The sequence below is a fragment of the Sulfitobacter sp. W027 genome (genome assembly GCF_025143985.1).
GTDB lineage: Bacteria > Pseudomonadota > Alphaproteobacteria > Rhodobacterales > Rhodobacteraceae > Sulfitobacter.
On record NZ_CP083564.1, the window covers coordinates 2,133,050 to 2,158,054 of the forward strand.

The following is a 25,005-nucleotide window of genomic DNA, read 5'->3' on the forward strand; positions in this document are numbered from 1 at the left end:
AAATCCTTGGCGCGGTAGACTGCCCACTTGTGAAGGCAATCAATTCCCGCGCCAAGGGAAAAGTCAGGCTTCTGCCAACTCCCCCGCAACGATCTTTTCGATCTCGTCGATAGGATGGTTGGTTAAGGTCTTGGGAATTTCGCCCACGACCTTGCTCTGAACCTCTTTGTGGAGGTTGTCGCGCAGGTCACCCAGCACCGCCGGAGGCGCCACAAGCACAATCCGGTCAAACCTCCCATTGTGCGCCAGCTTATAAAGAATGTCTGACAAGTCTTTGGCAAAGCGCTCTTTTTCCAATTCATGCCAGTCCGTGTCGTCAAAGGCAGAGCGGTGGCCGCTCGGCCCATCGCTCATCCGACCGGGACGGTTGGCGGCTTGTTCTCTTGTGGGCGGGTTATCCTGCTCTTCTTTGCGCACGACCTGAAGATAAGGATCGTCGCCATCCGTATGGTTTTGTAGGAAAAGAGCCTTCTCGCCGTCCGCGATCAGCACCCATGTGTCTTGGCTCAGTTTTGTCATGAGGGTTCTCCGTGATTGCGTTTGTCCTCGCCAGTGACGCGGGTCACCCCGTCTTCACCCTTTTCGGCGCGACGTTTGGCATCTTGGGTGCCGACGTCCTTTTGCAGATCCCCCCCTGCGCGGCCACCCTGCGCTGGCGTTTCGGTGTCGGAGAGGAATTTTTCTGTTTCCTTGGTACCGTCGTTAGATCGTTTCCGCTCGGCCATATCGTCCTCCTCTGGCTGCTCTGTTTCACTGGACCAACCCTGCACGGGGCTGGGGCGTTCCATGAAAAGGTGCTGCGGCGAACGGCTTGAGAGGGGTATCGCCTGTCAGTGGGGTGGGAAAAGTCCGTGCGCGTTGGTTTTGAGCCGACAATCAAAAACCCCGCAGGCAAAACCTGCGGGGTTCAGAAGCAAACTGGTGCCCAATGATCGTGCGCGAGGCGACGTTGTCCCCAGTTCACCCAGGCTACGGCGCGCTGTGGGCGTCGGTGACTGGGAGAGCAACGCCCGCTTCAAACGCGGACGTTGATGACGGCTGCATCGTCAGATTACAGACGCGAGGCGACGTTTTCCCAATTCACCCAGCCTGCGGCGTGCCGTGGGCGTCGGTGACTGGGAGAGCAACATCCGCTACAAACGCGGACGTTGATGACGGCCGCATCGTCAGATTACAGACGCGAGGCGACATTGTCCCAGTTCACAAGGTTGTCGAGGAAGTTCGTCAGGTAGTCGGGACGCGCGTTGCGGAAATCGATGTAGTAGGAGTGCTCCCACACGTCACAACCCAGCAGCGCAGTCTGATCAAAGCAAACGGGGTTCACGCCGTTTTCGGTCTTGGTGACCTTCAGGCCGCCGTCTTTGTCTTTTACCAGCCATGCCCAACCGGAGCCGAACTGACCCGCGCCTGCGGCTTTGAACTCGTCCTTGAACTTGTCGACCGAACCAAAGCTCTCGGTGATCGCTTTTTCCAGCTCACCGGGCATTTTGCTGTCGTTCGGGGTCATCATTTCCCAGAACTGGTTGTGGTTCCACAGCTGGCTGATGTTGTTGAAGATGCCATTCTGGGCGACCGCATTCGCGTCATAGGTGCCTTTGATGATCTCTTCGAGGGTCTTGCCCTCCCACTCGGTGCCTTCAATCGCCTTGTTCCCGTTGGTCACATAGGCGTTGTGGTGTTTGTCGTGGTGGTATTCCAGCGTTTCCTTGGACATGCCTTTGGATGCAAGCGCGTCATGGGCATAGGGAAGATCGGGAAGTTGAAAAGCCATTTCGGGGGCCTCCTCATTTTGGAATTTCGCTGCGGCCACTTGATGTGCATCAAGCGGTAACGTCAAGATCAACGTCCGCAAATCATATCTGTTCCGAGCGATTTAGTCGGATTTCTTCCCGGTTTACGGCGCTGAAAAATGCCCCACCGCGCTGCCCGGCTGCGCTGCGACTTTAAGCTGATCGAACATATATTGCGCGACAGAGCGGAAGCAGACCACTTGAAAGGCCCCATCTTCGCGGAGCCAAAAGGCTGCCGGGATTTGACCCACGCGGGTGCGGCGAAACATGCCGGGCGTGAATTTCGCGGGGGCCAGATCAACCGGCGCAAGCTTGGCCAAGACCTCTCGGGCATGGGTGCCCTCGATACGAAATGTCGCCCGCGCGCCGGAGACATCGACGGCCAGCGTATGGGTATCCTCAAAGGCTGCATGCAGCCGCGAAAGCACCTCAGCCACCTGTGCATGGGGGCAAATCAGTAGCAATTCGTCCGGCGACATCCACGCCACCGCCGACGTGCCATCGCTGTTGCACATGCCGCTTTCGGGACGCTCCAACCCGATGGTTTTCTTGACGACCTTACGCAGAAAGGCCGCTTCCAGATCGCCACGAATGGTGATCATCCCCAGAGGGCCAACCTCATAAATCGTTGCAATTCCCGCGTCATAACGCGCGTTCTTCAGGGCGGTAACGGCTTCAGGCATTCTGCTTCTCCCCCTTGGGATCGTAAAATACGGGATCGACGATTCTGGCCTCATAGGTCTTGCCATCGGTGCCGGGGAAGCTGAGGACTTCGCCCATCCGGTCCGGCCCATGCAGCACCAGCCCCATGGCAATACCCCGATCGAGCGTCGGAGAATGATAGGTTGAGGTCACGCGCCCCTGCACCACTTTCTGCCCGTTCTCGTTCTTGTCCTCGCCAAGCGCGTAGGCCCCGTCCGGCAGGGTGCTGCCATCGGTCGTTTCAAGCCCCACGAGCTTCCAGCGGGTCGGATCCTGCATATGGCTGCGCTCCTGCGCGCGTTTGCCAAGATAGTCGTCTTTCTTTTTCGAAATCGCCCAGTTGAGGCCGAGGTCTTGCGGGATCACCGTGCCATCGGTTTCGTCCCCGATCATGATAAAGCCCTTTTCGGCGCGCAGGATGTGCAGGCATTCGGTGCCATATGGCATCACGCCCAAGTCATGCCCGGCGATCAGCAGCGCGTCCCAAAAGGCCTGCCCCTGCCCGGCCTCGACCGCGATCTCATAGCTCAGCTCGCCCGAGAAAGAGATACGGAAGACCCGCACCTTGAAGCCCCCAAGCTCCCCCTCGGTCCACTCCATGAAGCCAAGCGCCTCGCGGCTGAGGTCCATGCCGCCGAGTTTCTCTAAGCATTTTCGGGCGTTGGGACCGACCACGGCAACTTGGGCGTAGTGCTCGGTGGCGTTCACCACATGAACCTTCCAGTCCCACCATTCGGTCTGGAGCCATTCCTCCATATGCGCGTGGATGCTATCGGCCCCGCCTGTGGTGGTGTGGCAGAGGAAGGTCTGTTCATCCAACCGCGCGACGACGCCGTCGTCGATCAGGAAACCGTTTTCGTTGCACATCAGCCCATAGCGGCATTTTCCGGGTTTCAGCGTCGACATCATGTTCGTGTAGAGCATGTCGAGAAAGCGTTCCGCATCCGGCCCGCGCACGATTAACTTGCCCAGCGTCGAGGCATCCAACAAGCCGAGGTTCTGGCGGGTGTTTGTCACCTCACGCATCACCGCGTCATGGGTGCTTTCGCCGCTTTGCACATAGGCATAGGGCCGCCGCCATTGGCCGACCGGCTCCCACACCGCGCCATTGGCTTCGTGCCAGTCATGTAGCGGGGTGCGGCGGATCGGCTGGAAAGTGTCGCCCCGCGCAGCCCCCGCAATCGCGCCCATCGAAATCGGGTGATAGGGCGGGCGGAAGGTGGTGGTGCCGACGCTGGGAATCTCGGCGTCCAGCGCCCCCGCCAGCGTGGCCAGCCCGTTGATATTGCTCAGTTTGCCCTGATCCGTCGCCATGCCAAGCGTGGTATAGCGTTTTGCATGTTCGACCGAGACGAAGCCCTCTTGCGCGGCCAGCCGCACGTCCGTGACTTTCACGTCGTTCTGATAGTCCAGAAAGGTCTTTTCGCGCAGTTTCACACTGGCACCCTGCGGCATCTGCCAGACCGGCATCATCGGTGCCTCTTCGCGGCGCAGCGCTTCGGGCGAGGTAAAATCGCGGGGCAGTTTGAACCCAAGCGACGTGGCCACGCCATCAGCGGCGGCATGGGCGTCATGCAGCACATCGTCCAAGGGGAACACCCCAGCCGCAGCCCCGGCGGGCGTGACGAAACCATGGCCGTCAGCGCCAGTTGGTGGATGATCCTGATCTGGGCGGAAACAGGCATGGGTAGTATCCCACGTCAGTTTGCCGCCGCAGTGGGACCACAGATGCACCACGGGCGACCAGCCGCCCGACATGGCGACGGCGTCGCAGGCGATCTCTTCCAACACCGATCCCTCACCGGCCTGCGAGCAAACGGCGACCCCCGTCACCCGCTTTCCGCCCAGAACCGAAGAGACCCCCTGCCCCATCACCACCCGAATGCCGAGCGCCTTGGCCTGCGCCACCAGCTCGCTGTCTTGCGGCAGCACGCGTGCGTCAAGCACCGCAGGCACCTCCAGCCCCGCCTGTTTCAGCGCGATGGCGGTGAGATAGGCGTTGTCGTTATTCGTCACCAGAACCGTGCGATCCCCCGGTGAGACGCCGAAATTCGCCACATAGTCGCGCATGGCTGAGGCCAGCATCACTCCGGGCACATCATTGCCAGCAAAGCTGAGCGGGCGCTCAATTGCCCCGGTCGCGGTAATCACGTGGCCCGCGCGGACGCGCCAGAGGCGGTGGCGTGGTCCGGCAACCTCGGGCGCATGATCGCGCAACCTTTCATAGCCCAGCACATAGCCATGGTCGTAGACACCCGCACCCATGGTGCGGTCGCGCAGATCGACATTCTCCATGCCGCGGAGGCGGTCGAGTGTCGCGGTGATCCACGTCTCAACCGGCGCGCCGTCCACTGTGCCGCCGTCGACCGGCGCACGCCCGCCCCAATGGGCCGATTGCTCCATCACGATGACCCGCGCGCCGCTCAGCCCTGCGGCCAGCGCCGCTTGCAGCCCCGCGACACCGCCGCCGATGACCAGCACGTCGCAGAAGGCGTGGAAGTGCTCATAGGTATCCGCATCCGCCGCCTTTGGCGCTTTGCCCAAGCCTGCGGAATGGCGGATGATCGGCTCATAGAGATGCTTCCACAGCGGGCGTGGATGCATGAACATCTTGTAGTAGAAGCCCGCGGGCAGAAAGCGGCTGAAGTGTTTGTTGATCGCGCCCACGTCGAACTCAAGGCTCGGCCAATGGTTCTGGCTTTCGGCAGCCAACCCCTCGTAAAGCTCGGTCGTGGTGACGCGGGCATTGGGCTCGAACTGCCCCTCTTGACCAAGACCGACCAGACCGTTGGGTTCTTCGGGGCCTGAGGTCACGATGCCGCGCGGTCGGTGGTATTTGAACGAACGCCCGACCAGCACCTGATCATTGGCCAAAAGCGCCGAGGCCAGTGTGTCGCCCTCATAGCCGCGCATTTGCTTGCCGTTGAAGGTAAAGCTCAGCGGTTTGCTTTTGTTCAGCAGGCGGCCGCCTGTGGCCAGTCTTGTGCTCATCTTGGGAAACCTTGCGGGCTGGTGGAGGGCGGATGCCTCCCGGTTGGGTTGGGGCCGAGGCGGGGTTAGCTGGCTGCGTGCCAGCGCCAATCGGGATGGCGTTTGCGGATCGCGTCAACGATATGATCCGGTGGCGCGAGGGTCTGGGCCGCATAGCTGCCAAAGACTTCGAGTGTGACCGTATCGCGGGCCATGTGGAACCACTTGCCGCATCCATAGGCATGACGCCACCGTTCCAGATGTACGCCTTTCGGGTTCTCGCGCATGAACAAGTAGCTTTCAAAATCGTCTTCCGAACCGCCAGGGCCCACGCGCTTCAGATGCGCTTCACCCCCGCCGTGAAACTCAGTCTCCTCAGCGGTAACATGGCAGCAAGGGCAAGTGAGGATCAGCATGGGCAGGCTCCTGAACGGTTGGAGAACGGCAAAACGCCGCCCCTGCGCAAGAGCGCGGAGCGGCGTTGGTCGTGACGGGGCAGCACCTCATAGAGTGCTGCCGAGGTAAGTTTATTCAGTCGGTGTAGCTGTTTCTTCAACAGCGTCTGCTGTGCCTTCGGCTGCGCCTTCAATGGCTTCGCCTGTGCTTTCGGTTGCGCCTTCAACATTGACATTGACGTCATTCGCGCCGTCGATGTCGCCACCTGCAAAGAGGAAATAGGCCAACAGAGCCACAACGACGACAACCGCACCAACAATGAAGGCGAGGCCGCTGCTGCCACCACGGTCTGTCGTGGTTGTGGTCGTGGTGGTGTTTGTGTGGTCGGTATGGTCGGTACGATTGTTTTCCGGGATTGCCATTGTTCAGCTCCGTTTATTTCAAGTTCTGAACAGGCAACTCCAACGCGGGCGAATTCGTTCCGTGCATTACAACGCTTCAGCGACTTGTGGCCGATCCGCAACATCAGTGCGCCACCCCGGCGGCAACGGATTCGTCGATAAAGCGGCCTTCGGCAAAACGCTCCAACCCAAAGGCTTGGGTCAACGGCGATTGCCCCTTGGCCATCAGTTCGGCAAAGCCCCAGCCCGAGCCGGGGATCGCCTTGAACCCGCCCGTGCCCCAGCCACCGTTGATAAAGACCCCCTCAACCGGCGTTTTGGACAGGATCGGTGAACGGTCGCCAGTCACATCAACGATGCCGCCCCATTGGCGCAGCATCTTGAGCCGCGAGATCATCGGGAAAGTCTCGACCAGCGCCCGCACCGTCTCTTCGATGTGGTGAAAGCTGCCCCGTTGGGTGTAGTTGTTATGCCCGTCCGTGCCACCGCCGATCACCATCTCGCCCTTGTCGGACTGGCTCATATAGCCGTGCACCGTATTGGCCATGACGACGACATCCATACAGGGTTTGATCGGTTCGCTGACCAGCGCCTGCAGGGCCACGCTTTCAATCGGCAGACGGAAACCCGCCATATTTGCCAGTTGTCCGGAATGTCCCGCCACAACGATCCCCAGCTTTTCGCAATCAATATCGCCGCGCGTGGTGCTGACGCCGGTGACCTTGCCACCCGTTTGACGCACGCCGGTGACTTCGCACTTCTGAATGATGTCCATGCCCATGTCCGAGCAGGCCCGCGCATAGCCCCAAGCCACCGCATCATGGCGCGCCGTGCCGCCCCGCGCTTGCCAGAGCCCGCCCAGAACCGGATAGCGCGGCCCGTCGATATTGATGATCGGCACCAGTTGTTTGACGCGGTCCGGGCCGATGAACTCGGTGCTGACGCCCTGAAGCGCGTTGGCATGCGCGGTGCGTTTATAGCCGCGCACCTCATGTTCGGTCTGCGCCAGCATGATCACCCCACGGGGGGAGAACATGACGTTATAGTTCAAATCCTGGCTCATCGTCTCGTAAAGGCTGCGCGCCTTTTCGTAGATCGCGGCAGAGGGGTCTTGCAGATAGTTCGAGCGGATGATCGTCGTGTTGCGCCCGGTGTTGCCGCCGCCCAGCCATCCCTTCTCAAGCACCGCGACATTGGTGATGCCGAAATTCTTGCCAAGGTAATAGGCCGTCGCCAGCCCATGCCCCCCGGCACCGACGATGATCACATCATAGCGTTTTTTCGGTTGCGCATCGCGCCACGCGCGGGTCCAGCCCGTATGATGGCGCATTGCCTCTCGGGCCACTGCGAAAACGGAGTATTTCTTCATCACGTCACTTCCCGGCAAGGATTCGGGCCGCGCGGGCGGCTGTGGTCTTTTCTGAGCCTAGGAGCAGATATTCGAAATGACCACCACGGCATTTGGACGCGGTTTTGCGACATGTGGTGCAATTGGTGAAAAATGCCGCAGGGGGCGCGGCAATTGCGGTCTTTTGTCGGCGTCAGGCAAAGGTTAGGTAAAGGGCATGATATTTTGGTTTCTCTCTGGCGCGATGGCGCTTGTCGTAGGTGGTTTTCTGGCGCGGGCCGCATGGCGCGGCGCGGATACGCCCCTGCCCGCGCAGGCGGATTATGACCTCAAGGTCTACCGCGACCAATTGGATGAGGTGGAGCGTGACGTAGCGCGCGGTGTGGTGCCTGAGGCCGATGCCGCACGCATCCGGACCGAGATCTCGCGCCGCATCCTTGCTGCCGATGCTGGGCGCGACACGCGTGTACAAAGCACGTCGCGGCCCGCGCCGCTCGTGCTGATCGGGGGGATTATCGCTTTGGGTGCCGGGTCACTGGCGCTGTACTGGCATCTGGGCCAACCCGGCTATGGTGATCTGGCGCTTGCTGACCGCATCGCCTTTGCCGAGGACATGCGCCGCAACCGCCCCAGCCAGCAAAGCGCGGAAGAAAGCCTGCCTGCCAGCCCCAGCACCGAGGGGCTGAGCGCGGATTACCTCGCGCTGATGCAACAGCTCCGCGCGACGGTCAAAGAACGGCCCGAGGATTTGCAGGGCCAGACCCTGTTGGCGCAGAACGAGGCCCGCGTCGGGAACTTCGCCGCCGCAGCCGAGGCGCAGGGCAATGTGCTGCGTCTCAAGGGTGCGGACCGCACTGCCAAGGACATCGCCGACTACGCCGAACTTCTGGTGTTGGCCGCGGGGGGCTATGTTTCTCCCGAGGCGGAAACAGCCCTGCGCGAAGTGCTGAACCGCGATGAGCAGGATGGCCGCGCACGCTATTACCTTGGCCTGATGATGGTGCAGACCGGGCGGCCGGATGTCGGCTTCCGCATTTGGGACGCGCTGTTGCGGCGCGGGCCTGAGGATGCAGCATGGATTGAGCCGATCCGCGTGCAGATCCCACAGGTCGCAGCCCTTGCCGGGGTGGATTACGAAATACCTCAGACAGGCAACGGCGCGCCTGCCCGAGGGCCGTCCGCCGAAGACATCGAAGCGGCCTCTGAAATGGACGCGGGCGACCGGATGGAAATGATCGGCGGCATGGTCGCGGGCCTCTCTGACCGTCTGGCCAGCGAAGGCGGCCCCCCGCAGGACTGGGCGCGGCTGATAACCTCGCTCGGTGTCTTGGGCGATACCGATCAGGCTCGCGCGGTCTATGACAATGCGCTTGAGGTCTTCTCGGGCGATAGCGCAGCGTTGGATATGATCCGCAATGCCGGAGAACGCGCAGGGGTGGCAGGATGATTTTTGACGACACCGCAGATTTCATCGCCGCCCTGCCCCCGATGCAGGCGCTGATCGGGTTGGATCTAGGAGAGAAAACCATCGGCGTCGCGGTAAGCGACAGCTTCCAATCCGTCGCCACCCCGCTGGAAACCGTGCGGCGCAAGAAATTTGGGTTGGATGCCGCGCGTCTGGCCGAGATCATCGCCGAGCGCCGTATCGGCGGTCTGGTCTTGGGCCTGCCGCGCAATATGGACGGCTCCGAAGGGCCACGCTGCCAATCGACCCGCGCTTTTGCCCGCAACTTTGACCGGCTCACCCCGCTGCCGATTACCTATTGGGATGAGCGCCTGTCGACCGTTGCCGCCGAACGCGCGCTTTTGGAGGCCGACACCACCCGCAAACGCCGCGCCGAGGTGATTGATCATGTAGCGGCGGGCTATATTTTACAGGGGCTTTTGGACCGCCTGCAGGTGATGCGCCGTGAATAAGAAAGTCTGGCAGCGCGATGAGATTGAAAGCCCCTGCATCAATATCTGCGTGGTGCATCCCGAAAGTCGGCTTTGCACCGGTTGCCTACGCTCGATTGATGAGATCGGCCGCTGGTCGGCCATGAGCGGTGAGGAACGTCGCGCGATTATGGAAGACCTGCCCCAACGCGCCAGTGCCCACGCCAAAAGACGCGGGGGCCGCGCGGCCAAGCTGGCGCGGCGCCAAGACTAGCGCAGCGTCACGCGCCGCGGCGTTGGATGATCTGATTTAGGAAGATAAGCGCCGCTTCACTATCTGTGGCATCATGGTGGCCCATGGGGGTCGCATTGTAATTCGCCGCGGGAAAAGACGCGCGGGCAAAGGACAGACTGGTTTCGCGGGTGAACATCCCGTCAAAACGAAACGCCCGACGACCACTGCGCGCAGGTCTCCAATAGGCGAGGTCGCTGCCCTGCCCCTTGAGGATGATTGCTTTGGTCCCGGTCTGGCCCATCTCTTCACGTCCCTTGGTTCGGATGATTCTGCGTTTGTTAAGGCATTAAGCCCTTACTTTGTGTCGAGATTGCGGCAATTTGATGAACATTGTCCGAAATTAGGCAGAAAGAGCCGCATTCCGGCAGGTTTAAGGTCAAAAGGGGATCAATTTAGCCCCAAAGTGCTTTTCTCAACATATTTAGGGCCACGAGCACCAGAAACACCGCAAAGACTCGCTTCAGCGGTTTGGGGTCCATCGCGTGGGCCAGCCGGACGCCCCAAGGGGCGGTGATCAGGGTCATTGCCACCACAATCCCAAAGGCCACCAGATTGACCGCGCCGATGGTCAACGGCGGGCGGTTCTGAGCGATATCGACAAAGAGAAAGGCGATGACCGAGGGCACGGCGATCAAAAGGCCGAAGCCTGCCGCCGTGGCCACAGCCCGGTGAATGGGTCGCCCGTGCAAGGTCATAAGCGGCACGCCAAAGCTGCCGCCGCCGATCCCCATCAGCACCGACAGAAACCCAACCATTGGCGACAGGATGGCGCGCTTGATGCCACGCGGCATGGTCTCTCCCAAGCGCCACTCGCTGCGCCCGAAACCAAGGTAGAGCCCGACGATCAGCGCCAGCCCGCCAAAGATTGCCTGAAGCGTCTGGGTGCGCAATTGCGCAACCAGCAGCACACCCAAGATTGCCCCCACCATGATCCCCGGCGCCCAAGTGCGCAGGATTTCCCAATCAACCGCGCTCTTTTTGTTATGCGCATGAACCGAGCGCGCAGAGGTGACGATGATCGTAGCCAGTGATGTCGCAAGGCAAATCTGCATCAGTTGCGGCCCATCATAGCCCAGCGACTGCAGCGCGTAGAAAAAGGCAGGGACCAAGACGATCCCCCCGCCCACACCCAGCAGCCCTGCCAGAACACCGGCAAACCCTCCGATCAGGGCGATAAGCACCAGCATTGGCAAAAGATCGTTCAACTCAGGCATGGGGCCCCTCCGGCTGTCGTTGCGCTCTATCAAGCCGTTTCGCGCCGGGGGTTCAAGGCGATAACGCGGGGGTTGCACTTCCTCCCGCTCAGGTTAGGTTGCGCGCGAAAGTTGGCCCCAAGCGTTGGTCTATGCTTGCCGCCTCCCCCCTTTGGCCCTGGCCATCCCATCCGAAAGGACATCACGTGCTACGTTCAGCGCTCATTCTCGGGTTGCTGGGGCTGGTCGGCCCCTTCGCCATCGACATGTATCTGCCCGCCATGCCCGCTATCGCCGCCAGCTATGGCGCGTCTGAGACGGCGGTTCAGGCGACCATCTCCGCCTATTTCATCGCCTTCGGGCTAGGGCAGCTTTTCTACGGTCCTTGGGCCGATCAGGCGGGGCGCAAGCTGCCGATCATGGTGGGGCTGGTGCTCTTCGTTATCGCCTCATTCGGGGCCGCCTTCGCGCCGACGATGGCGGCATTGACCGGCTGGCGGGCGCTGCAAGGGCTTGGAGGTGCCGTGCTGATGGTGGTGCCGCGTGCGATCATCCGCGACCAATTTACCGGCACGCAGGCTACGCGGTTGATGGCGATGCTGATGCTGGTGATCTCAATCTCGCCGATGTTGGCCCCTCTGGCGGGCAGCGCGGTGATGGCGCTGGCCGATTGGCGCGGCATCTTCGTGACACTGGGCGTGCTGGCAATCGCCGCGCTGGCTCTGACCGCCCTCGCCCAGCCCGAGACGCTGCCCGTCAAACGCCGTGTGCGGATCAATCCGCGCAACCTTTGGCGCGGGGCGAAGGTGCTTCTGAGCGATCCGATCTTCATGGGGCTGACCTTTATCGGTGGCTTTGCTATGGGGTCATTCTTTGTCTTCATCGCCTTCGCGCCCTTCGTCTACACCGGGCAATACGGGTTGGGGCCGACGGGGTTCTCGCTGGCCTTCGCGGTCAATGCAGTCGGCTTTTTCTCGGCTTCGCAACTGGCGGGATGGCTTGGTGAACGCTGGGGCATGCGCAGCCTCGTGCGTCGCGGGGTGGCGGGCTTCGTCTTCTTCTCCGCCGCGATCTTTATCACAGCGCTGACAACCGATCCGGGCCTCTATCTGGTGATGGCGGGGCTGTTCTGCGCCAATGCCTGCCTTGGCGTGGTGGTGCCGACGGTCATGGTCGTGGCGCTGGACGATCACGGCGATATCGCGGGGCTTGCATCGTCACTGGGCGGCACCTTGCAGATGGTAGCAGGTGGCCTTTCCATCGCGCTGGCCGGGCCGTTCTTTGACGGGACTGTCACGCCGATGCTGGGCGCCATTGCGGCCTGTGGTCTGGTGGCGGCCCTGCTCACGTTGGCACTGCTGCGGCCCCGCCCAGTGGCAGAGCCCAGCGTTTAACCCTACCCCGCCGCGGCGATTTCCTGCGCCGCGGCGACCTCGGCCAAGGCGGCCTCAAGCAATTCCGGCCCTGCGCCGGGTTTATGCGCCCCTTCGGACAGGATACGCCGCCACTGCCGCGCCCCGGGCCGCCCGGCGAAAAGACCCAGCATATGCCGGGTGATCTGCCCCAGACGCCCGCCGCTCGCCAAATGCGCCTCGATATAGGGCAACATCCCCTGCACCGCCGCCTCTGCACTGCTGTCTTTGCCTTGCCCAAAGATGCGCCGATCCGCGCTGGCGAGGATGTCGGTCGGCGCGTGATAAGCGCTGCGCCCCACCATGACACCGTCCAAACCAGCGTCGAGAAAGGCTTCGGCCTGATCAAGCGAGGTGATCCCGCCATTGACCGAGATATGCAGGTTCGGGAACAGCCCCTTCATCTGATGCACGAGTTCATAGTCCAACGGCGGAATATCGCGGTTCTCCTTGGGGCTCAGCCCCTGCAACCACGCCTTGCGTGCATGGATCGTAACGCGGGTGCAGCCTGCCGCCACGATACGGGCCAGAAACTCAGGCAGGATCTCTTCGGGGTTCTGATCGTCCACCCCGATCCGGCATTTCACCGTGACCTCAACATCGCAGGCGGCGCGCATGGCATCGACACAATCTGCCACCAGCCCCGGCTGCTGCATCAACACCGCGCCAAACGCGCCCGATTGCACCCGGTCAGACGGGCAGCCGCAGTTAAGGTTGATCTCATCATAGCCTGCCTCAGCCCCCAACCGCGCCGCCTGCGCGAGTTCTGCCGGGTCCGATCCCCCAAGCTGGAGGGCCACGGGATGTTCAGTTGGGTCATGGTCCAACAAATGCAACGCCCCGCCGCGCACCAAAGCGGGGGCGGTTACCATCTCCGTATAGAGAAGCGCCTCCCGGCTTAGCAGCCGATGGAGGTAGCGGCAGTGGCGGTCGGTCCAATCCATCATCGGGGCGACCGACAGGCGCGCGGCTTTTTCAACGTTACTTCTCAAAAACTTAGCCTCAACACCGAGTGGGCCAACTGCCGTGCGCTGGCCTTAGTTTACCGGGAAAAACCCCGGTTTTCCGGGGCTTTCGATTCTGGATTGCAACCATGTAGCACATCAGCGCTGACAGGACACCGCCACTTCATGAGGCTCGGCTGGCCCCGGCTGTCGCGTTTGTCCCTAGGTCTGACTGGCGCAAGAAGCGACATCCAAGCGCTCGATTCTTTTGCTGATGAACCGACTTCAGCAAGGTTTGTGAATTGACCTCTGGCAGAAATCTGTTCCGGTATTCCGGGCAACCAATTTCCGACAACGATACCCTTACACCGGCGAAGGCTGGTCATCTACGACCCCAAGTCAGCCTGCCGGTAGATAGGCCGCGATCTCTTTCCCTCTGCCCGCCGCGTAGTCTTGCGCCACTTGGCCCCAGTCGATCAGAGCGGCTTGAGCCCAGTCTGCACTGGCATATTTATCCGACATACCCGTATCAGCGGCATCCAGCGTCGCCGACTTGCCGTAATCTACGATCCGCTGCCCCTCCTGAAAAGCACCGAGACTTTGGTCCCATCTTTCCCCCTTCAGGGTCAGCCCCAAAGTCTGGGCGATTGGGTTGTATTCAGCGGTGAACAAGGTGCCAAAACCCTCCGCATAGCGATCCTGCAAAAGCGGAGCGCGGAGGAACTCCCGATTGAGACTGGCGGGTGCGACGCGAAGCCGGTCCAGATGGGCGCGGCGTTCAAAGCTGCGGGTGAAACTCGGTCGGTCGGCGCGGGTCGGTGCAGATTGGTGATTTGTGGCAATGGCCTTTGGCATCACCCTCACGCCACCTCCCGGAGAAAGTTCGACGCTTGCCGTGCGCCCCGAGGCATCGGCGAGCACCAGATTATAGGCCATATGCGACGGCACACGCCGCAAAATCTCTAGCGCCTCTGCCACGCTGTCGCAGGTTTCCAATATGTAGCGCAGGATCGTGGTCACGCCAAAACCGGGACCTGTCTCAGACCGTCCGCCATAGGCAAGTGCCACAGAAAGCCCCGCATCGTTGATACCGTCAGACAGGCCCCAAAGAAACTCCACCATCCCCATTACAGCGCGGCCCGACCACTCCGTCCTTAGCAGCAGGCCTTCGTTGAGGTCCGGCGACAGGTCATAGTTGCGCAGCAGCCGGACGTCATTTGCGTCCGCGAAGGCGGCAAGTGAACAGCCGCCCAGATAGGTCGGCGGGCACCAAGTGGACAGGAACCGCGCTGCACGGTCCGAGCTGCCGGCGATCAATACCAGCCGGTCGTAGATTGGGAGCAGCTCCGGCATATGACGCTGCATGGCCGCGCGGCAGTCCTCTCTGGAGGGGCCTTGGTCGCCCCCGCGGGCCGTGAACCATGCCTTATAGGCGGGCCATGACCGCTGCCAGCGGGATGCCCATTTGGAGCCGGGGGTGGCTTCGGATACGGCATCGAAGGTCAGTGTCATCCGGGTCATATCAAGCTTCCTTTCGTTGAAAGAAAAAGCGGACCATTTCCGCACTGGCGTCCGGGCCTTTGGGATCAGTGTAAGACCCTTCCGCCTGGCCACCCGACCATGCGTGGCCAAGACCTGAGACGGTCCAATGTTCAAGGGTGGGCTCCCCGCCCGCTGTCGCGGCACGCAGGACGGAATAGGACCTTCCGCCATGGCTGCCCTGCTCGACCGTCTCAAGCGTCTGGCCCGGCCCGATGTCCTGAACCTGCCTTACCACCGCCTCGCCGTTCGACGGATGAACGGTCGCGTCCGAGGTGCCGTGGAAGACAATTGTCGGAATCTGCGATTTCTTCGGCAAGGGCGCTCCCGTCGGCCCTGCCATGGCTGCAAAGGCAGAGGCCACGTCTTTTGCCGACCCATAGGCCAGACCGGAATGCACGCCGACGGCGGCAAAGACGTCGGGATAGGTCTCACCCAGAATGACAGCCATGGCCGCGCCTGCGGAAAGTCCCGCGACAAAGGTGCGGTCTTTTGCAATGCCATGGGTTGCGCAAACCTGCTGCACCATCCCCGCAAGGATCGCAGGCTCACCCGCACCGCGGCGTTGATCCCCCCGACTAAACCAATTCCAGCAGGACTGCGTATTGTTGCGCCGAGATTGGGCGGGGTAAACCACGATGAAGCGATGCTCTTCGGCCAAACGGTTCATGCCGGTGCCAGCGGCAAAATCCTCGGGCGTTTGCGTGCAGCCGTGCAGCATAACGACGACGCCACGCGCGCTTTCCGTGGCGGATGAAGGGATATAGGTGCGGAAGCTGCGGCTGCCCGCCGGACAGGAGAATGTATCGCTGCGAAAACTGGCCCCAACGGGGATGTCGGGCGCCGATGACGCGGGTTGTGAGGTCGTGGCGCCCAGCTTTGACAAAAGATCGCTGATGGACTGCATGGCAGGCCGTTCTGACGCCTCCCCAAGCTCGGTCGGCGTGGCGAGACCGTGCTGCGCCAAGGTGCGTTGCACCAGATCATTGGCAGCCGTCAGGCGTGCATCATTGTTCACCCGGTGCATGGCACCGGTGTTAAAGAGTTTCATCTTGTTCATCCTTGTTATGGGGTGCGCTTCTTACTTGATGCGGTCGGCGAGTGCCTTTTTGATATCCGCGCTGGCCTGTAGAGCCCCCAGCACGGTGATTGATCCGATGGTGTCGAGCGCCAGTTGCGGTGTCACGTCCGAGGCAATTCGCGCCAGTCCGACCACTTTGACATGCAGCACCTCTCCGGCCGCTTTAAGCGCTTCGAGATCGGCCACCGTATAATCGCGCAGACCAAGCTCCATCGTGTGGCGTTCAAGCGATTTGCTGACCACCTCAACATGGCTCTCTAGTTGGTTGCGGATCGCTGTGCGGATCAAATCGCTTCGGTTTGAATAGAAGCCTTCCTGCACAAGCAGGTCGATCCGACCCAAATCCACATAGCCAAGGTTGATCGTGATCTTTTCACTATCCGCCGTCTTTTCACGCAGGTGTCGAATATTGCTCATCGTCGATTCTCCATCCGTATGGATGGTATATGGATGCTATTTGACACAGGAACAAGGTCGGCCTGCAGATAAGTTCTCTTTAAGGGCGTCCCGAAACCAGACCCGTAGGCACCGAGCCATCTAAAGCGCGGCATTTACTCATTACTTTCGCGAATTAAATCTTTGATCAGATTTGCAGTGAGCGAGAAAACCAGAATGAACGCGATCAAGGCGGCCCGAGTGGAGAAAAGACGGCCTGCTACTGTTGAGCCGGAGGCAAGCAGCTTTGGGCCAGGCCCCATTTTGGACACTACCGACATTCGTTCTGCACCGCTCTCTCACCCCACCAATTTCCGGAGATTTCAATGGCCAGCAGTTCCTACCCGGTGACGCCGGATGGGCGGTATTTTTTGGTGAAGGACCGTCTATGGCGTTGCACCAATCCTGCCCTCCCCGAGGCAGAACGTGTGGCGCGTGTCAAAGACCTCATGCAGGCGCGCGCAGCGGTGAAAAACGCGAAAACGGAGGACGACGTTAGAAAAGCGCGTGACAGGGTGCAGGCAGCCAAGGTGGCACTGGGTGAACGCGGCCCGGTTTGGTGGAATGACGGTGCGCCAGACGTGAACCGCCATCACCCAAAGAATACACCCTACGCCGCGTGGTGGCGCAGCCTTGCGGGGGATTAGCTTTTGCTCTTGGCAATGGCAATGCGGTAGATGCCGTTGAACGACTTGGGATCGACGCGCTCACCACCCTGCTTGATCACAATCGCCCCTTCACCTTCCAGCCGAATGGCCTGTTCACGAATGGGATCCATCAAAGGCCGCCATGTCGCCTCATCCTGCCCACCAAGATGTCGGGCAACTTCGGAGGGGCAAATGGTCTTATCCGCTCCCCGCGCTTCTGCAAGGTCGACGATCGCTGCAGAAATACGCTCAGAGTTCATCAGGGGACCTCATGTGGCATAGGGTAATATCAATATAGAATGTGCCGCCAAGTCCAGAGTTTGGCTACTCTGACAGCAAGAGCGCAGACGCTGGAGGGCGTTTCAAACATCAACGAGGCCATTTAAGTTCTTCTGCCTCATGTCATGCAGGTCCGTTTCCTTTTGGCTCCCGCGGGCTAGGTTGTTTGAGTACCGCGCGATAAATTTTCCGCGCAAGAGCTTTCGGTGCCAGATGAGAGAGACCCAGATGACTGTTCCCAAATCCCTTCAAGAACCTTCGAAACGCGAGACAATCGCCGAGCGCACCAGTGCCGCCGCGATAGAAATCATTGATAAGGAAACAAGCCAGCGACAGAAAAAGACCGCTCGGCTGCGAGAAGCCCGACTAAAGCAAGAGCAGGCTCGTGAGCCCAAACCGTCGAAGTCGGCTTAACTAACACGCGCCGTCAGCCTTACTGAGACCGTCTGAAAGTTGGTCGGCTGAAAGTTGGTCGGCGCGTTTTTCACTGGTCGTATATCGAAGCCTCCCCGCTCGGGACGAAAGGCGCAGCGATCAGCCAGTCGCGGCAGCTCTAGACGTTTTGGCAAGGTCTTTGGTGCCCCCTCACCCATCAACGGTTAGTGGCCCGGATGGCGTTAAGCACCCGAGGAAACACGCCTCACAAACCCTCTGCAATTCCTAATCCCTCATATGTGGCTTACCGAAAGCAGTTGTCTCCCCGGCGCGCAGCATGTCGTGAACGCGGGATCAATGTCGTTTAGGGCGTTCAAACTCGAAACGCTCCGGAGTTGCTTGTCCTCGGCACGCATCCCCCAAAAATTGCCCCCACTCATCGAAAACCTATGAAAAACGGCCCGCCTTTCAGCGCGCCGTTCAAGCAAGTATTCTATAGTATCGAGCGTCCCAATTTACTCGGTCCTTGAAACCTTCTTCACCCCTTTAACCGCCAGTCGACCTGCGCCGACCGTGCCTTTGACCGCGGTTTTGGCGACGAAACCGGTTGCCCCCACGGTGTTGTCCACGACCTGTTCCGTGGAGCAGGCAGAGACAGCGGCCAGCGCGCTGATCATTGCGGCGGTAAGTACTGCTTTTGCATTCAACATAGTCAGGTTCCTTTTCTCATCTCGTGCTTTCGCCTTGCTGATCCCTACATAAATGCATTGATGTAATTCTAATAACGAATAAGAATGATGCTTGAGACGCGATACACTTATGGATGATTGATGGACATAACACTGATCAAGACCTTCCTTGAGGTTGCCAACACCGGTTCCTTCGTGGCGGCGCGGGATCGGCTTTTTGTGACGCAGTCGGCCATCAGCCTGCGCATTCAGCGCCTTGAGGACAGTTTGGGGCATCAGTTGTTCACCCGCTCAAAAGCGGGCGCGATTTTAACGGCTGAGGGCCAGCAGTTCGAACCCTATGCCCTGAGCCTTTTAAAGATCTGGGAAGAAGCGCGGCAGAAGATTTCCATCCCGGAGGGCTATTCCCGGGCACTCAGCATCGGGGCGCAGTATTCGCTTTGGCCCGGCTTGGGCTTTCGTTGGCTTGATGCGCTTCAGACCACGATGCCCGAGTTGAGCGTGCATGCCGAGGTGGGCATGACGGATCGCATCACCCGCTTTCTAGTCGAAGGGGTTATTCAAGCGGCGCTCCTTTATACGCCTCAGCTTCGGCCCGGTCTGATCGTCGAACCCGCCTTGGACGATGAGCTGATCCTCGTGGCCTCCTACCCCGACGCAACGCTGGACAACCTCACAGATTACGTCTCTGTTGAATGGGGGCCGGAGTTCACCCATGCCCTTGCGGTCGCCCTGCCTCACCTCACCGATTCCGGGCGCTCGCTGGCTCTGGGTGCTCTTTCGATGGAGTATATCGTCAACCGACGCGCCGCAGGTTTCCTGCCGGCCAGATCGGTCAAACGCTATTTGAGCGAAGAAAAATTGCACGTTGTGGCGGATGCGCCACGGTTTCCCTACCCCTCTTGGGTGGTTTGGCGGGACGATATTGACGAAGAGCTGGCAGAGTTGGCGCGCTCTACATTGAAGGTCGTCGTACAGGCGGCTGAAAAGGACCAAGAATCTCTTGTGGACGAATTGTCCACCATGGAAGATTACGAACCCGCCTTTGCACCCCAAATCACAAACGAGTAATTATCGTTTTATCTATAATTCATTCGAATTATCCTCACGACGTCGACAGAGGTACACCCGCACCCAGCAGAGATGCCTTCGAACCAGTCCCGGTTCGGATCACTTCTTTTGGGGAAGGATTGACCCATGAACACTCTCGCAAAACTTGCCACCGTTTCGACTCTGGCGCTGATCATCGCTGCACCTGTATCAGCCCAAAGCACATTGACCGGCGTGACCGCGCTGAATGATGAAATCGACGATATCACAACGCAGGTTGAGCGCGACCAGCGCCGCGGCGAAGATGCTGACCGCTTTGGGCCCAATGGTGTGGCACAGGGCTGGCGCGGGTCTTTTGCGCTGACAGCCTCTGGCACCTCAGGCAACACCGACAACGGTGAAGTGGCCGGTGCGGGCCGCTTGACCTATGGCATCGGCGACTGGAACCACCTTATCGGCTTTGCGGTAGAATATGGCGAAGCAAATGGCACAAAGAACGAAGAGAAGTTCTTTGGCACCTATGAGGCCAGCCGCTACTTCACGCCAGAATTCTACATGTTCGGGATTGGCCGCTTCCAATATGACGGGCTGCTGACCGACAACTCTGGCACCATCCTGCCCGGTTCGGAAACCGACGCCTTCCTCGGCTTTGGTCCCGGCTACCGCGTGCTGAGCGAGCCGAACCACACTTGGCGCGTTCAGGCTGGCCCCGGTGCCCGTTACTACAAAGACGCGACCGGCGATTCTGACACCGAAGTCGGTTTTATCGTGTCTTCGCGCTACTACTATGCGCTGACCGACACGGTTTCGTTTACCAATGACACCGACGTTCTTGGCTCTGAAACAAACACGATCGTTTCGAACGATGCTGGCGTCAATTTCAAGGTGTCCAACAACCTCTCGACACGTGTCAGCTATCGTACGGACTACAACACCGATCCGACTGCCGGCCTCAAGTCGACCGACAACACCATCGGCCTGTCGCTGGTGATGGGCTTCTAAATACAAAGCGACGCCATAGGTAGGTACTACCTCGTACTACCAACGGCCAATCTGAACAGAGAATGGGGAAACCCGTTCTCTGTTTTTGCTTTGAGCGTCAGAAAAAGCACCGCAGCTGGGCAAGATTTCCGTTGGTAAGATCGTCTGGATTGGCACTTGGTTGCCCTAACCCATAGGGAGGAAACAAGATGATCAATCTCTGCCGGGCGCGTCACCGGAAGACATCTGAAAGGTAAAGCACGTTACATCCTCGTCAGACTGGATACTCATGCCTCCATGATGCGCCTTGGCAATCTCTGACGCGATGTGAAGACCCAGTCCCAGCCCCTTGCGATAGTTACTTTCATCTCCTCGGTCGAATGGATCAAACAGCCTTTTCTGCGTCTCTGCCGAAATTTGCGGGCCGTGATTGCACACGTTGATTTTCAACCCGTTGTTCGCAAAAGTTACGGCGTCCACGGTGACAGGGCGCTCTGTGTCGCCATGCGTCAGCGCATTGCCAAGAAGATTCGAGACCAACTGCCCGATACGCTGCGCATCGCATTCGACATCGTGCCCGATGTTCAAACTCAGTTTAAGGTCCCTGTCGGGATGTACCGCACGCAATTCTTCGACGGCCTGTCGGATCGCGGGTTCAAGATCGCCCACCCCCAGATCAAGTTCTATCCCGCTGCCCAAGCGTTCCCGCGCGTAATCGAGAACGTTTTCAATAAGGCGCTCCATGCGATGAACGCTGCCCTGCATGAGCTGCAAAAGCTCTGCCTTCTTGTCTTTCGGAGGGTTCCGGGAAAGGGCGCGGATGCCTGCGTAAAAGGCAGCCACAGGATTTCGAAGATCGTGACCCAAGATGGCCACAAACTGTTCGCGCAATTCGCCTTGTTTTTGAGCGATCGACAAACGCGCTTCGGTCTCGGCCCGGGCCTCCAGCAGGTCGCGTTCGAAATTGCGCCGCCGCTCTGACCTGAGAAGGACCATTTGGGTCATCCGACTTTGGCCTGTGCCGCGCGCGGTTGCGCTGATCATAACGGGAATGTTCTCACCAGTGCGAGAGGATAGGTCCAGGCTGACCCCCGAAACTTCACCATGTAGATGAAGAAGCGGGAGCACGCTGGTTTCGAATACGACGCGACTTGCGATGCTGAAAAGCGCGGTCACATGGGTCCCGACAATCGCTGAACCGGGGGTGGCGAGCCAGTCAGAGAGCTTCGGGTTCGCAGTTTGGATACGCCCTTCTGCATCGATGGAGATGTAGCCGCAGGGGGCGGCATCAAACCATTCGCCGGGTGCCGCCTTGGCATTGTCCGACGACATCTAAAGGAAGCCCTGCATCGCGGAGATGACTTGGTCCGGGGCGCTCAGATGGGGACAGTGCCCAGATGCGTTCAGTACCGCAAGTTGGCTGTCAGCGACATTGTCTCGGACGTACGCGCCTATGTTTTCGGAGGCGAGAATGTCATTGCGGCACTGGAGGATTAGCGTGCGCGCTGGTATTTTCGGCAAATCGGGTCGATTGTCGGCAGTGAATAGCGCTTTTGCGAAGTCACTCGCGATGCGGGGGTCGAGGCGGCAAAAGCTTGCGGTTAGTTCCTCGCCCAACTCGGGCCGATCAGGATTTCCCATAATCGCAGGGGCCATAGAGGCAGACCATGCCAATGGGTTTTCTTCCAGCGATGCAATGAGTTGCTCGATATCCGGCGCGCTAAAACCGCCCCGATAACTTCCATCATTCAGATAGTGCGGTGAGGGGCAGACCATGATCAAGTCACTGAACAATTCAGGCGCGCGGATCGTCGCCAAGGCGGCAATCATGGCGCTTACCGAATGTCCCACCAGAATGGCGTCTCGCAGATCAAGCTCGCGCCCGATTTCGACTATGTCTTCTGCATAGCCGTCAAGCGTTGCATATTTGGCTGGGTCGTACGCGCTCCAATCCGACCCGCCAGCGCCAATGTAGTCGAAGGTCACGACCTTGAAATCCGCCTCAAACTCAGGCGCGACGTGACGCCACATCGATTGGTCGCAGCCGAACCCATGCGCAAAAACCATCGGCCGGTTTCCTGCGCCAGCAACCCTGACATTATTGCGTTCGAGCGTGGACAAGGGGAACTCCTGACAGCTTAGGCAGCACCGTATCTCATTGGTAAAGTCGAAGACAAGCGGGGCGGAGGAAAGTGCGCAGTCGGAGCGGAAAACTTTGTAAGATTCTGGCGGATTTCTGGCTCCATTCATACGCAGCCCTAAATGCGGCATCTTCTACGTTACCCGCCCTCCTCTTCGCGCGCTTTTCCAACAGCGCGACCAACTCATGAAGCTTCTCCCGCTGCTCATCGCGGTCACCGGACAGGATCGCCTTTATCGTATAGTGGTTGGCGCGGTCCTCGATTACCAATCGCTCCTCTGCGCGCGGCGCGGACCGGACGGTGCCGGTTTGTACCAGAACGTTCACGCAATAGCGGCCTCATTCCACCATCCGCATGACGCCACGAAGCTGCCTCTCCAACCCGATGAGGCGCTGACCGTCAATAGGAAGGCAGGCCAAGAAATCCAGTTCGTCGCGGACCGGAGGAAAGGGCGCAGGGAGTTGCTCAGCACATTCATAGAGGACCGGATGTACAAGGTTTTAGTGCCAATGGATGCGCGCAGTGATATGCAGAAGTAGAAACGTCCATATGGGCAAGGCACATGATGGCCTTTCATCTCGATCCACTCAGTATCGCGCGGACAGCGCGGCCCGATGTATCTGTGCGCTGTCGCGCGCTTGCCCCACAAGCGTTGGAAACGGCGGCTACGCCCCCTATGTTCCCTCGCAATAAAGCACTGCTACGCAGCGGCCCCTACAATCTTTTCGGTGAGGCATGACATGAATAGAAGAGAGTTTCTCGCCAGCGTCTCGGCCTTGGCGATCCTGCCGATATCGGCCTCCGCCGCTGCGGCCCCGCTGAAGTTGACAGCCGAGGCTGTCACCCAACAGATCCTTCCCAAGGGCGATGGCACCACTGCGATGCTGGGCTTCAATGGGTCGATGCCCGGGCCAGAACTCAGGTTAAAGCGGGGGGAGCGTATCGCGATCGACGTTGAGAACAGGCTGGAGGAAGGCACCGCCGTCCATTGGCACGGCATTCGGCTTGAGAACCGAATGGACGGGGTCCCGGTGCTGACACAGGACCTTATCAACCCCGGAGCCATTAAGACCTACAGCTTCGTGCCGCCTGATGCGGGGACCTATTGGTATCACTCGCACTACATATCGCAGGAGCAGGTCGCACGGGGCATGATGGGCCCCCTAATCGTCGAGGACGATCAGCCCCCGGATGTGGATCACGACATCACCGTCGTGCTGTCTGACTGGATCGTAAACGAAGATGGCAGCCTTGCAGATAAATTCACTGACATGCACAGCGTGGCCCACGCAGGCTATATGGGCAACTATGCCCGTGCATTCTTATCGCAGGCCGAAGTGAAACAAGGGGACCGCGTCCGGTTCCGCCTTATTAACGCGGCCACCAATCGCATCTTCCCGCTGACCCTTGCAGGCGTCGCCGGGTCGGTTGTCGCATTGGATGGTATGGCATTGCGTAAGCCGCGTGGGCTGTCCGACCTTATCCTCGCGCCCGCTCAACGGGCAGATTTGATCGTCGATATTACGGGGCCTGTGAGCTTTGACATGCTCTCTCGTCAGGGGCCTTACCGATTGGCTGATCTCGCAGTTTCTGGCCGGAATACGGACCGGAAGCCCGAACCGATTGTGCCGCTCGCAGCGCCAAACCTGCCGACGCCGGGCGACCAAACCCAGCAGTTAACACTGACCATGATGGGAGGCGCTATGGGGGGTCGGCACGGCGGTGCAAATATCTGGTCATTCAACGATGTCTCAGACCTGCCGGACGCGCCTTTTGCCTCTATTGAACGGGGCGAAACGCTGCGCATCACTCTCGTCAACGACACCGCATTCCCCCATGGCATCCATCTGCACGGTCACCACTTTTATGAGCTGGCATCCGACGGCAGTCTCGGAGACCTGCGCGATACGTCCCTCGTAGCCGCGGGTGAAAGCCGCGATATCCTTTGCGTTTTCGACAACCCAGGCCGCTGGTTGATCCATTGCCATATGCTGAGCCACGCTATCGGGGGGATGCGCACATGGGTGACCGTGGGATGATACGTTTTGCGCTCGTTACCCTTGCCATGACCACATCTGCGCAGGCAGACCACGAACTTGACCGGCGCGACATCGTTGCGGGTCGCGCGCTCTATGACGAGGCCTGTGCAGCCTGTCATGGCGCTGACCTCGAAGGCCAGCCCGATTGGCGTACGCCCGATGAGGACGGTATACTGCCAGCCCCTCCGCATGATGCAACGGGCCATACCTGGCATCACGACAACCTATTGCTGTTCGAATACACCAAACTCGGGGGCAAAGCCGCATTGGCGGCACGCGGCATCGAAGATTTCAACAGCGGCATGCCAGCCTTCGGCGACGCACTTACAGATGACGAAATCTGGGACATCCTTGCCTATATCAGATCGACCTGGCCGCCGCGCGAACAGGCCTCTCAGGCTAGCCGCAACCGGCCGCATTGAA

The 25,005-nt window shown here is 59.8% G+C and carries 29 protein-coding genes; 10 read left to right on the forward strand and 19 right to left on the reverse strand.

What is annotated here, in order from left to right; translation table 11 throughout:
- Positions 1 to 63: 63 nt before the first annotated feature.
- The 8 genes from K3759_RS10445 to K3759_RS10480 all read right to left on the reverse strand — a co-directional run bounded on the left by K3759_RS10445 (position 64) and on the right by K3759_RS10480 (position 7,628).
- Positions 64 to 519 carry a host attachment family protein gene (locus K3759_RS10445; protein WP_259981650.1) on the reverse strand — a complete coding sequence of 152 codons (456 nt, stop codon included), beginning with the start codon at positions 517 to 519 and terminating at the stop codon, positions 64 to 66.
- On the reverse strand, positions 516 to 788 hold the full coding sequence (locus K3759_RS10450; RefSeq protein WP_259981651.1) for a hypothetical protein: 273 nt from the start codon (positions 786 to 788) through the stop codon (positions 516 to 518). The genes K3759_RS10445 and K3759_RS10450 overlap by 4 nt, the downstream gene beginning before the upstream one ends.
- A 383-nt stretch (positions 789 to 1,171) precedes the next feature.
- Positions 1,172 to 1,771, reverse strand: a complete 600-nt coding sequence (locus tag K3759_RS10455; RefSeq protein WP_259981652.1) for a superoxide dismutase — start codon at positions 1,769 to 1,771, stop codon at positions 1,172 to 1,174.
- A 123-nt stretch (positions 1,772 to 1,894) separates the two neighbouring features.
- Positions 1,895 to 2,473 carry a sarcosine oxidase subunit gamma gene (locus K3759_RS10460; protein ID WP_259981654.1) on the reverse strand — a complete coding sequence of 193 codons (579 nt, stop codon included), beginning with the start codon at positions 2,471 to 2,473 and terminating at the stop codon, positions 1,895 to 1,897.
- Positions 2,466 to 5,483 (reverse strand): sarcosine oxidase subunit alpha family protein, encoded by a 3,018-nt coding sequence (locus tag K3759_RS10465; protein ID WP_259981656.1) that lies wholly within the window; start codon positions 5,481 to 5,483, stop codon positions 2,466 to 2,468. The genes K3759_RS10460 and K3759_RS10465 overlap by 8 nt, the downstream gene beginning before the upstream one ends.
- Positions 5,484 to 5,548: 65 nt before the next feature.
- A complete protein-coding gene (locus tag K3759_RS10470) occupies positions 5,549 to 5,878 on the reverse strand; it encodes a sarcosine oxidase subunit delta (RefSeq protein WP_259981659.1) in 330 nt (109 codons plus the stop codon).
- A 111-nt stretch (positions 5,879 to 5,989) separates the two neighbouring features.
- Positions 5,990 to 6,280: a hypothetical protein gene (locus tag K3759_RS10475; protein WP_259981661.1), complete on the reverse strand. Its 291-nt coding sequence runs from the start codon at positions 6,278 to 6,280 to the stop codon at positions 5,990 to 5,992.
- Positions 6,281 to 6,383: 103 nt separating this feature from the next.
- The gene (locus K3759_RS10480) at positions 6,384 to 7,628 is read right to left on the reverse strand and encodes a sarcosine oxidase subunit beta family protein (RefSeq protein ID WP_259981663.1); all 1,245 of its coding nucleotides are present in this window, start codon (positions 7,626 to 7,628) and stop codon (positions 6,384 to 6,386) included.
- A gap of 196 nt (positions 7,629 to 7,824) precedes the next feature.
- Between K3759_RS10480 and ccmI the strand changes: the two genes are divergently transcribed.
- From ccmI to K3759_RS10495, 3 genes are read left to right on the forward strand one after another with little or no spacing between them, the layout of a single operon-like run.
- Positions 7,825 to 9,054 (forward strand): c-type cytochrome biogenesis protein CcmI, encoded by a 1,230-nt coding sequence (gene ccmI, locus K3759_RS10485; RefSeq protein ID WP_259981664.1) that lies wholly within the window; start codon positions 7,825 to 7,827, stop codon positions 9,052 to 9,054.
- Positions 9,051 to 9,524, forward strand: a complete 474-nt coding sequence (gene ruvX, locus K3759_RS10490) for a Holliday junction resolvase RuvX (protein ID WP_093925814.1) — start codon at positions 9,051 to 9,053, stop codon at positions 9,522 to 9,524. The genes ccmI and ruvX overlap by 4 nt, the downstream gene beginning before the upstream one ends.
- Positions 9,517 to 9,756: a DUF1289 domain-containing protein gene (locus K3759_RS10495; protein WP_259981665.1), complete on the forward strand. Its 240-nt coding sequence runs from the start codon at positions 9,517 to 9,519 to the stop codon at positions 9,754 to 9,756. The genes ruvX and K3759_RS10495 overlap by 8 nt, the downstream gene beginning before the upstream one ends.
- 7 nt (positions 9,757 to 9,763) lie before the next feature.
- Here the strand turns inward: K3759_RS10495 and K3759_RS10500 are convergent, their stop codons facing one another.
- Together K3759_RS10500 and K3759_RS10505 are read right to left on the reverse strand one after the other, a co-directional pair.
- Complete coding sequence (locus K3759_RS10500) at positions 9,764 to 10,018, reverse strand: hypothetical protein (protein WP_259981666.1); 255 nt, start codon at positions 10,016 to 10,018, stop codon at positions 9,764 to 9,766.
- Between the two features lie 151 nt (positions 10,019 to 10,169).
- Complete coding sequence (locus tag K3759_RS10505; protein ID WP_259981667.1) at positions 10,170 to 10,991, reverse strand: sulfite exporter TauE/SafE family protein; 822 nt, start codon at positions 10,989 to 10,991, stop codon at positions 10,170 to 10,172.
- A 185-nt stretch (positions 10,992 to 11,176) separates the two neighbouring features.
- Here K3759_RS10505 and K3759_RS10510 point away from each other — a divergent pair, with 185 nt between their 5' ends.
- Positions 11,177 to 12,364 carry a multidrug effflux MFS transporter gene (locus K3759_RS10510; RefSeq protein WP_259981668.1) on the forward strand — a complete coding sequence of 396 codons (1,188 nt, stop codon included), beginning with the start codon at positions 11,177 to 11,179 and terminating at the stop codon, positions 12,362 to 12,364.
- A 2-nt stretch (positions 12,365 to 12,366) separates the two neighbouring features.
- On the opposite strand, the gene dusA is transcribed toward K3759_RS10510, so the two are convergent.
- The 4 genes from dusA to K3759_RS10530 all read right to left on the reverse strand — a co-directional run bounded on the left by dusA (position 12,367) and on the right by K3759_RS10530 (position 16,363).
- Positions 12,367 to 13,329: a tRNA dihydrouridine(20/20a) synthase DusA gene (gene dusA / locus K3759_RS10515; protein WP_259985620.1), complete on the reverse strand. Its 963-nt coding sequence runs from the start codon at positions 13,327 to 13,329 to the stop codon at positions 12,367 to 12,369.
- Between the two features lie 396 nt (positions 13,330 to 13,725).
- Positions 13,726 to 14,847 (reverse strand): C45 family autoproteolytic acyltransferase/hydolase, encoded by a 1,122-nt coding sequence (locus K3759_RS10520; protein ID WP_259981669.1) that lies wholly within the window; start codon positions 14,845 to 14,847, stop codon positions 13,726 to 13,728.
- Between the two features lies 1 nt (position 14,848).
- Positions 14,849 to 15,916 carry a PHB depolymerase family esterase gene (locus K3759_RS10525; protein WP_259981670.1) on the reverse strand — a complete coding sequence of 356 codons (1,068 nt, stop codon included), beginning with the start codon at positions 15,914 to 15,916 and terminating at the stop codon, positions 14,849 to 14,851.
- 30 nt (positions 15,917 to 15,946) lie between these two features.
- On the reverse strand, positions 15,947 to 16,363 hold the full coding sequence (locus tag K3759_RS10530) for a CopG family transcriptional regulator (RefSeq protein ID WP_259981671.1): 417 nt from the start codon (positions 16,361 to 16,363) through the stop codon (positions 15,947 to 15,949).
- Positions 16,364 to 16,707: 344 nt separating this feature from the next.
- On the opposite strand from K3759_RS10530, the gene K3759_RS10535 reads away from it, so the two are divergent.
- On the forward strand, positions 16,708 to 17,028 hold the full coding sequence (locus K3759_RS10535; RefSeq protein WP_259981672.1) for a hypothetical protein: 321 nt from the start codon (positions 16,708 to 16,710) through the stop codon (positions 17,026 to 17,028).
- Here K3759_RS10535 and K3759_RS10540 read toward each other — a convergent pair.
- Positions 17,025 to 17,288 carry a DUF3253 domain-containing protein gene (locus K3759_RS10540; protein WP_259981673.1) on the reverse strand — a complete coding sequence of 88 codons (264 nt, stop codon included), beginning with the start codon at positions 17,286 to 17,288 and terminating at the stop codon, positions 17,025 to 17,027. The genes K3759_RS10535 and K3759_RS10540 overlap by 4 nt on opposite strands.
- Positions 17,289 to 17,535: 247 nt before the next feature.
- On the opposite strand from K3759_RS10540, the gene K3759_RS10545 reads away from it, so the two are divergent.
- Positions 17,536 to 17,721 carry a hypothetical protein gene (locus K3759_RS10545; RefSeq protein WP_259981674.1) on the forward strand — a complete coding sequence of 62 codons (186 nt, stop codon included), beginning with the start codon at positions 17,536 to 17,538 and terminating at the stop codon, positions 17,719 to 17,721.
- Between the two features lie 476 nt (positions 17,722 to 18,197).
- Here the strand turns inward: K3759_RS10545 and K3759_RS10550 are convergent, their stop codons facing one another.
- Positions 18,198 to 18,392: a hypothetical protein gene (locus K3759_RS10550; RefSeq protein ID WP_259981675.1), complete on the reverse strand. Its 195-nt coding sequence runs from the start codon at positions 18,390 to 18,392 to the stop codon at positions 18,198 to 18,200.
- Positions 18,393 to 18,512: 120 nt separating this feature from the next.
- Between K3759_RS10550 and K3759_RS10555 the strand changes: the two genes are divergently transcribed.
- Entirely contained in the window at positions 18,513 to 19,442 is a 930-nt protein-coding gene (locus K3759_RS10555) for a LysR family transcriptional regulator (protein WP_259981676.1), read from the forward strand.
- 126 nt (positions 19,443 to 19,568) lie between these two features.
- Positions 19,569 to 20,423, forward strand: coding sequence for a YdiY family protein (locus K3759_RS10560; RefSeq protein WP_259981677.1), 855 nt, complete (start codon positions 19,569 to 19,571; stop codon positions 20,421 to 20,423).
- Positions 20,424 to 20,615: 192 nt separating this feature from the next.
- Here the strand turns inward: K3759_RS10560 and K3759_RS10565 are convergent, their stop codons facing one another.
- The 3 genes from K3759_RS10565 to K3759_RS20290 form a co-directional block, all read right to left on the reverse strand.
- Entirely contained in the window at positions 20,616 to 21,578 is a 963-nt protein-coding gene (locus K3759_RS10565; protein WP_259981678.1) for a HAMP domain-containing sensor histidine kinase, read from the reverse strand.
- A gap of 156 nt (positions 21,579 to 21,734) precedes the next feature.
- The gene (locus K3759_RS10570; RefSeq protein ID WP_259981680.1) at positions 21,735 to 22,523 is read right to left on the reverse strand and encodes an alpha/beta fold hydrolase; all 789 of its coding nucleotides are present in this window, start codon (positions 22,521 to 22,523) and stop codon (positions 21,735 to 21,737) included.
- Between the two features lie 34 nt (positions 22,524 to 22,557).
- Entirely contained in the window at positions 22,558 to 22,869 is a 312-nt protein-coding gene (locus tag K3759_RS20290) for a hypothetical protein (protein ID WP_409202482.1), read from the reverse strand.
- Between the two features lie 414 nt (positions 22,870 to 23,283).
- Here K3759_RS20290 and K3759_RS10580 point away from each other — a divergent pair, with 414 nt between their 5' ends.
- Together K3759_RS10580 and K3759_RS10585 are read left to right on the forward strand one after the other, a co-directional pair.
- Positions 23,284 to 24,582, forward strand: coding sequence for a multicopper oxidase family protein (locus tag K3759_RS10580; RefSeq protein ID WP_259981683.1), 1,299 nt, complete (start codon positions 23,284 to 23,286; stop codon positions 24,580 to 24,582).
- Positions 24,579 to 25,004, forward strand: a complete 426-nt coding sequence (locus K3759_RS10585) for a c-type cytochrome (RefSeq protein ID WP_259981684.1) — start codon at positions 24,579 to 24,581, stop codon at positions 25,002 to 25,004. Before K3759_RS10580 ends, K3759_RS10585 begins: the two co-directional genes overlap by 4 nt.
- Position 25,005: the final 1 nt, after the last annotated feature.

What these genes read in the sequence shown, in the direction of transcription:
- K3759_RS10475 (WP_259981661.1), bottom strand. Translation starts at nt 6,280, where the DNA reads ATGGCAATCCCGGAAAACAATCGTACCGACCATACCGACCACACAAAC.
- K3759_RS10555 (WP_259981676.1), top strand. Translation starts at nt 18,513, where the DNA reads ATGGACATAACACTGATCAAGACCTTCCTTGAGGTTGCCAACACCGGT.
- K3759_RS10455 (WP_259981652.1), bottom strand. Translation starts at nt 1,771, where the DNA reads ATGGCTTTTCAACTTCCCGATCTTCCCTATGCCCATGACGCGCTTGCA.
- K3759_RS10450 (WP_259981651.1), bottom strand. Translation starts at nt 788, where the DNA reads ATGGAACGCCCCAGCCCCGTGCAGGGTTGGTCCAGTGAAACAGAGCAG.
- K3759_RS10500 (WP_259981666.1), bottom strand. Translation starts at nt 10,018, where the DNA reads ATGGGCCAGACCGGGACCAAAGCAATCATCCTCAAGGGGCAGGGCAGC.
- K3759_RS10470 (WP_259981659.1), bottom strand. Translation starts at nt 5,878, where the DNA reads ATGCTGATCCTCACTTGCCCTTGCTGCCATGTTACCGCTGAGGAGACT.
- K3759_RS10505 (WP_259981667.1), bottom strand. Translation starts at nt 10,991, where the DNA reads ATGCCTGAGTTGAACGATCTTTTGCCAATGCTGGTGCTTATCGCCCTG.
- K3759_RS10445 (WP_259981650.1), bottom strand. Translation starts at nt 519, where the DNA reads ATGACAAAACTGAGCCAAGACACATGGGTGCTGATCGCGGACGGCGAG.
- K3759_RS10460 (WP_259981654.1), bottom strand. Translation starts at nt 2,473, where the DNA reads ATGCCTGAAGCCGTTACCGCCCTGAAGAACGCGCGTTATGACGCGGGA.
- K3759_RS10480 (WP_259981663.1), bottom strand. Translation starts at nt 7,628, where the DNA reads ATGAAGAAATACTCCGTTTTCGCAGTGGCCCGAGAGGCAATGCGCCAT.
- K3759_RS10465 (WP_259981656.1), bottom strand. Translation starts at nt 5,483, where the DNA reads ATGAGCACAAGACTGGCCACAGGCGGCCGCCTGCTGAACAAAAGCAAA.
- K3759_RS10535 (WP_259981672.1), top strand. Translation starts at nt 16,708, where the DNA reads ATGGCCAGCAGTTCCTACCCGGTGACGCCGGATGGGCGGTATTTTTTG.
- K3759_RS10520 (WP_259981669.1), bottom strand. Translation starts at nt 14,847, where the DNA reads ATGACCCGGATGACACTGACCTTCGATGCCGTATCCGAAGCCACCCCC.
- K3759_RS10545 (WP_259981674.1), top strand. Translation starts at nt 17,536, where the DNA reads ATGACTGTTCCCAAATCCCTTCAAGAACCTTCGAAACGCGAGACAATC.
- K3759_RS10580 (WP_259981683.1), top strand. Translation starts at nt 23,284, where the DNA reads ATGAATAGAAGAGAGTTTCTCGCCAGCGTCTCGGCCTTGGCGATCCTG.
- dusA (WP_259985620.1), bottom strand. Translation starts at nt 13,329, where the DNA reads ATGATGGATTGGACCGACCGCCACTGCCGCTACCTCCATCGGCTGCTA.
- ruvX (WP_093925814.1), top strand. Translation starts at nt 9,051, where the DNA reads ATGATTTTTGACGACACCGCAGATTTCATCGCCGCCCTGCCCCCGATG.
- K3759_RS10540 (WP_259981673.1), bottom strand. Translation starts at nt 17,288, where the DNA reads ATGAACTCTGAGCGTATTTCTGCAGCGATCGTCGACCTTGCAGAAGCG.
- ccmI (WP_259981664.1), top strand. Translation starts at nt 7,825, where the DNA reads ATGATATTTTGGTTTCTCTCTGGCGCGATGGCGCTTGTCGTAGGTGGT.
- K3759_RS10560 (WP_259981677.1), top strand. Translation starts at nt 19,569, where the DNA reads ATGAACACTCTCGCAAAACTTGCCACCGTTTCGACTCTGGCGCTGATC.
- K3759_RS10585 (WP_259981684.1), top strand. Translation starts at nt 24,579, where the DNA reads ATGATACGTTTTGCGCTCGTTACCCTTGCCATGACCACATCTGCGCAG.
- K3759_RS10550 (WP_259981675.1), bottom strand. Translation starts at nt 18,392, where the DNA reads ATGTTGAATGCAAAAGCAGTACTTACCGCCGCAATGATCAGCGCGCTG.
- K3759_RS10530 (WP_259981671.1), bottom strand. Translation starts at nt 16,363, where the DNA reads ATGAGCAATATTCGACACCTGCGTGAAAAGACGGCGGATAGTGAAAAG.
- K3759_RS10525 (WP_259981670.1), bottom strand. Translation starts at nt 15,916, where the DNA reads ATGAAACTCTTTAACACCGGTGCCATGCACCGGGTGAACAATGATGCA.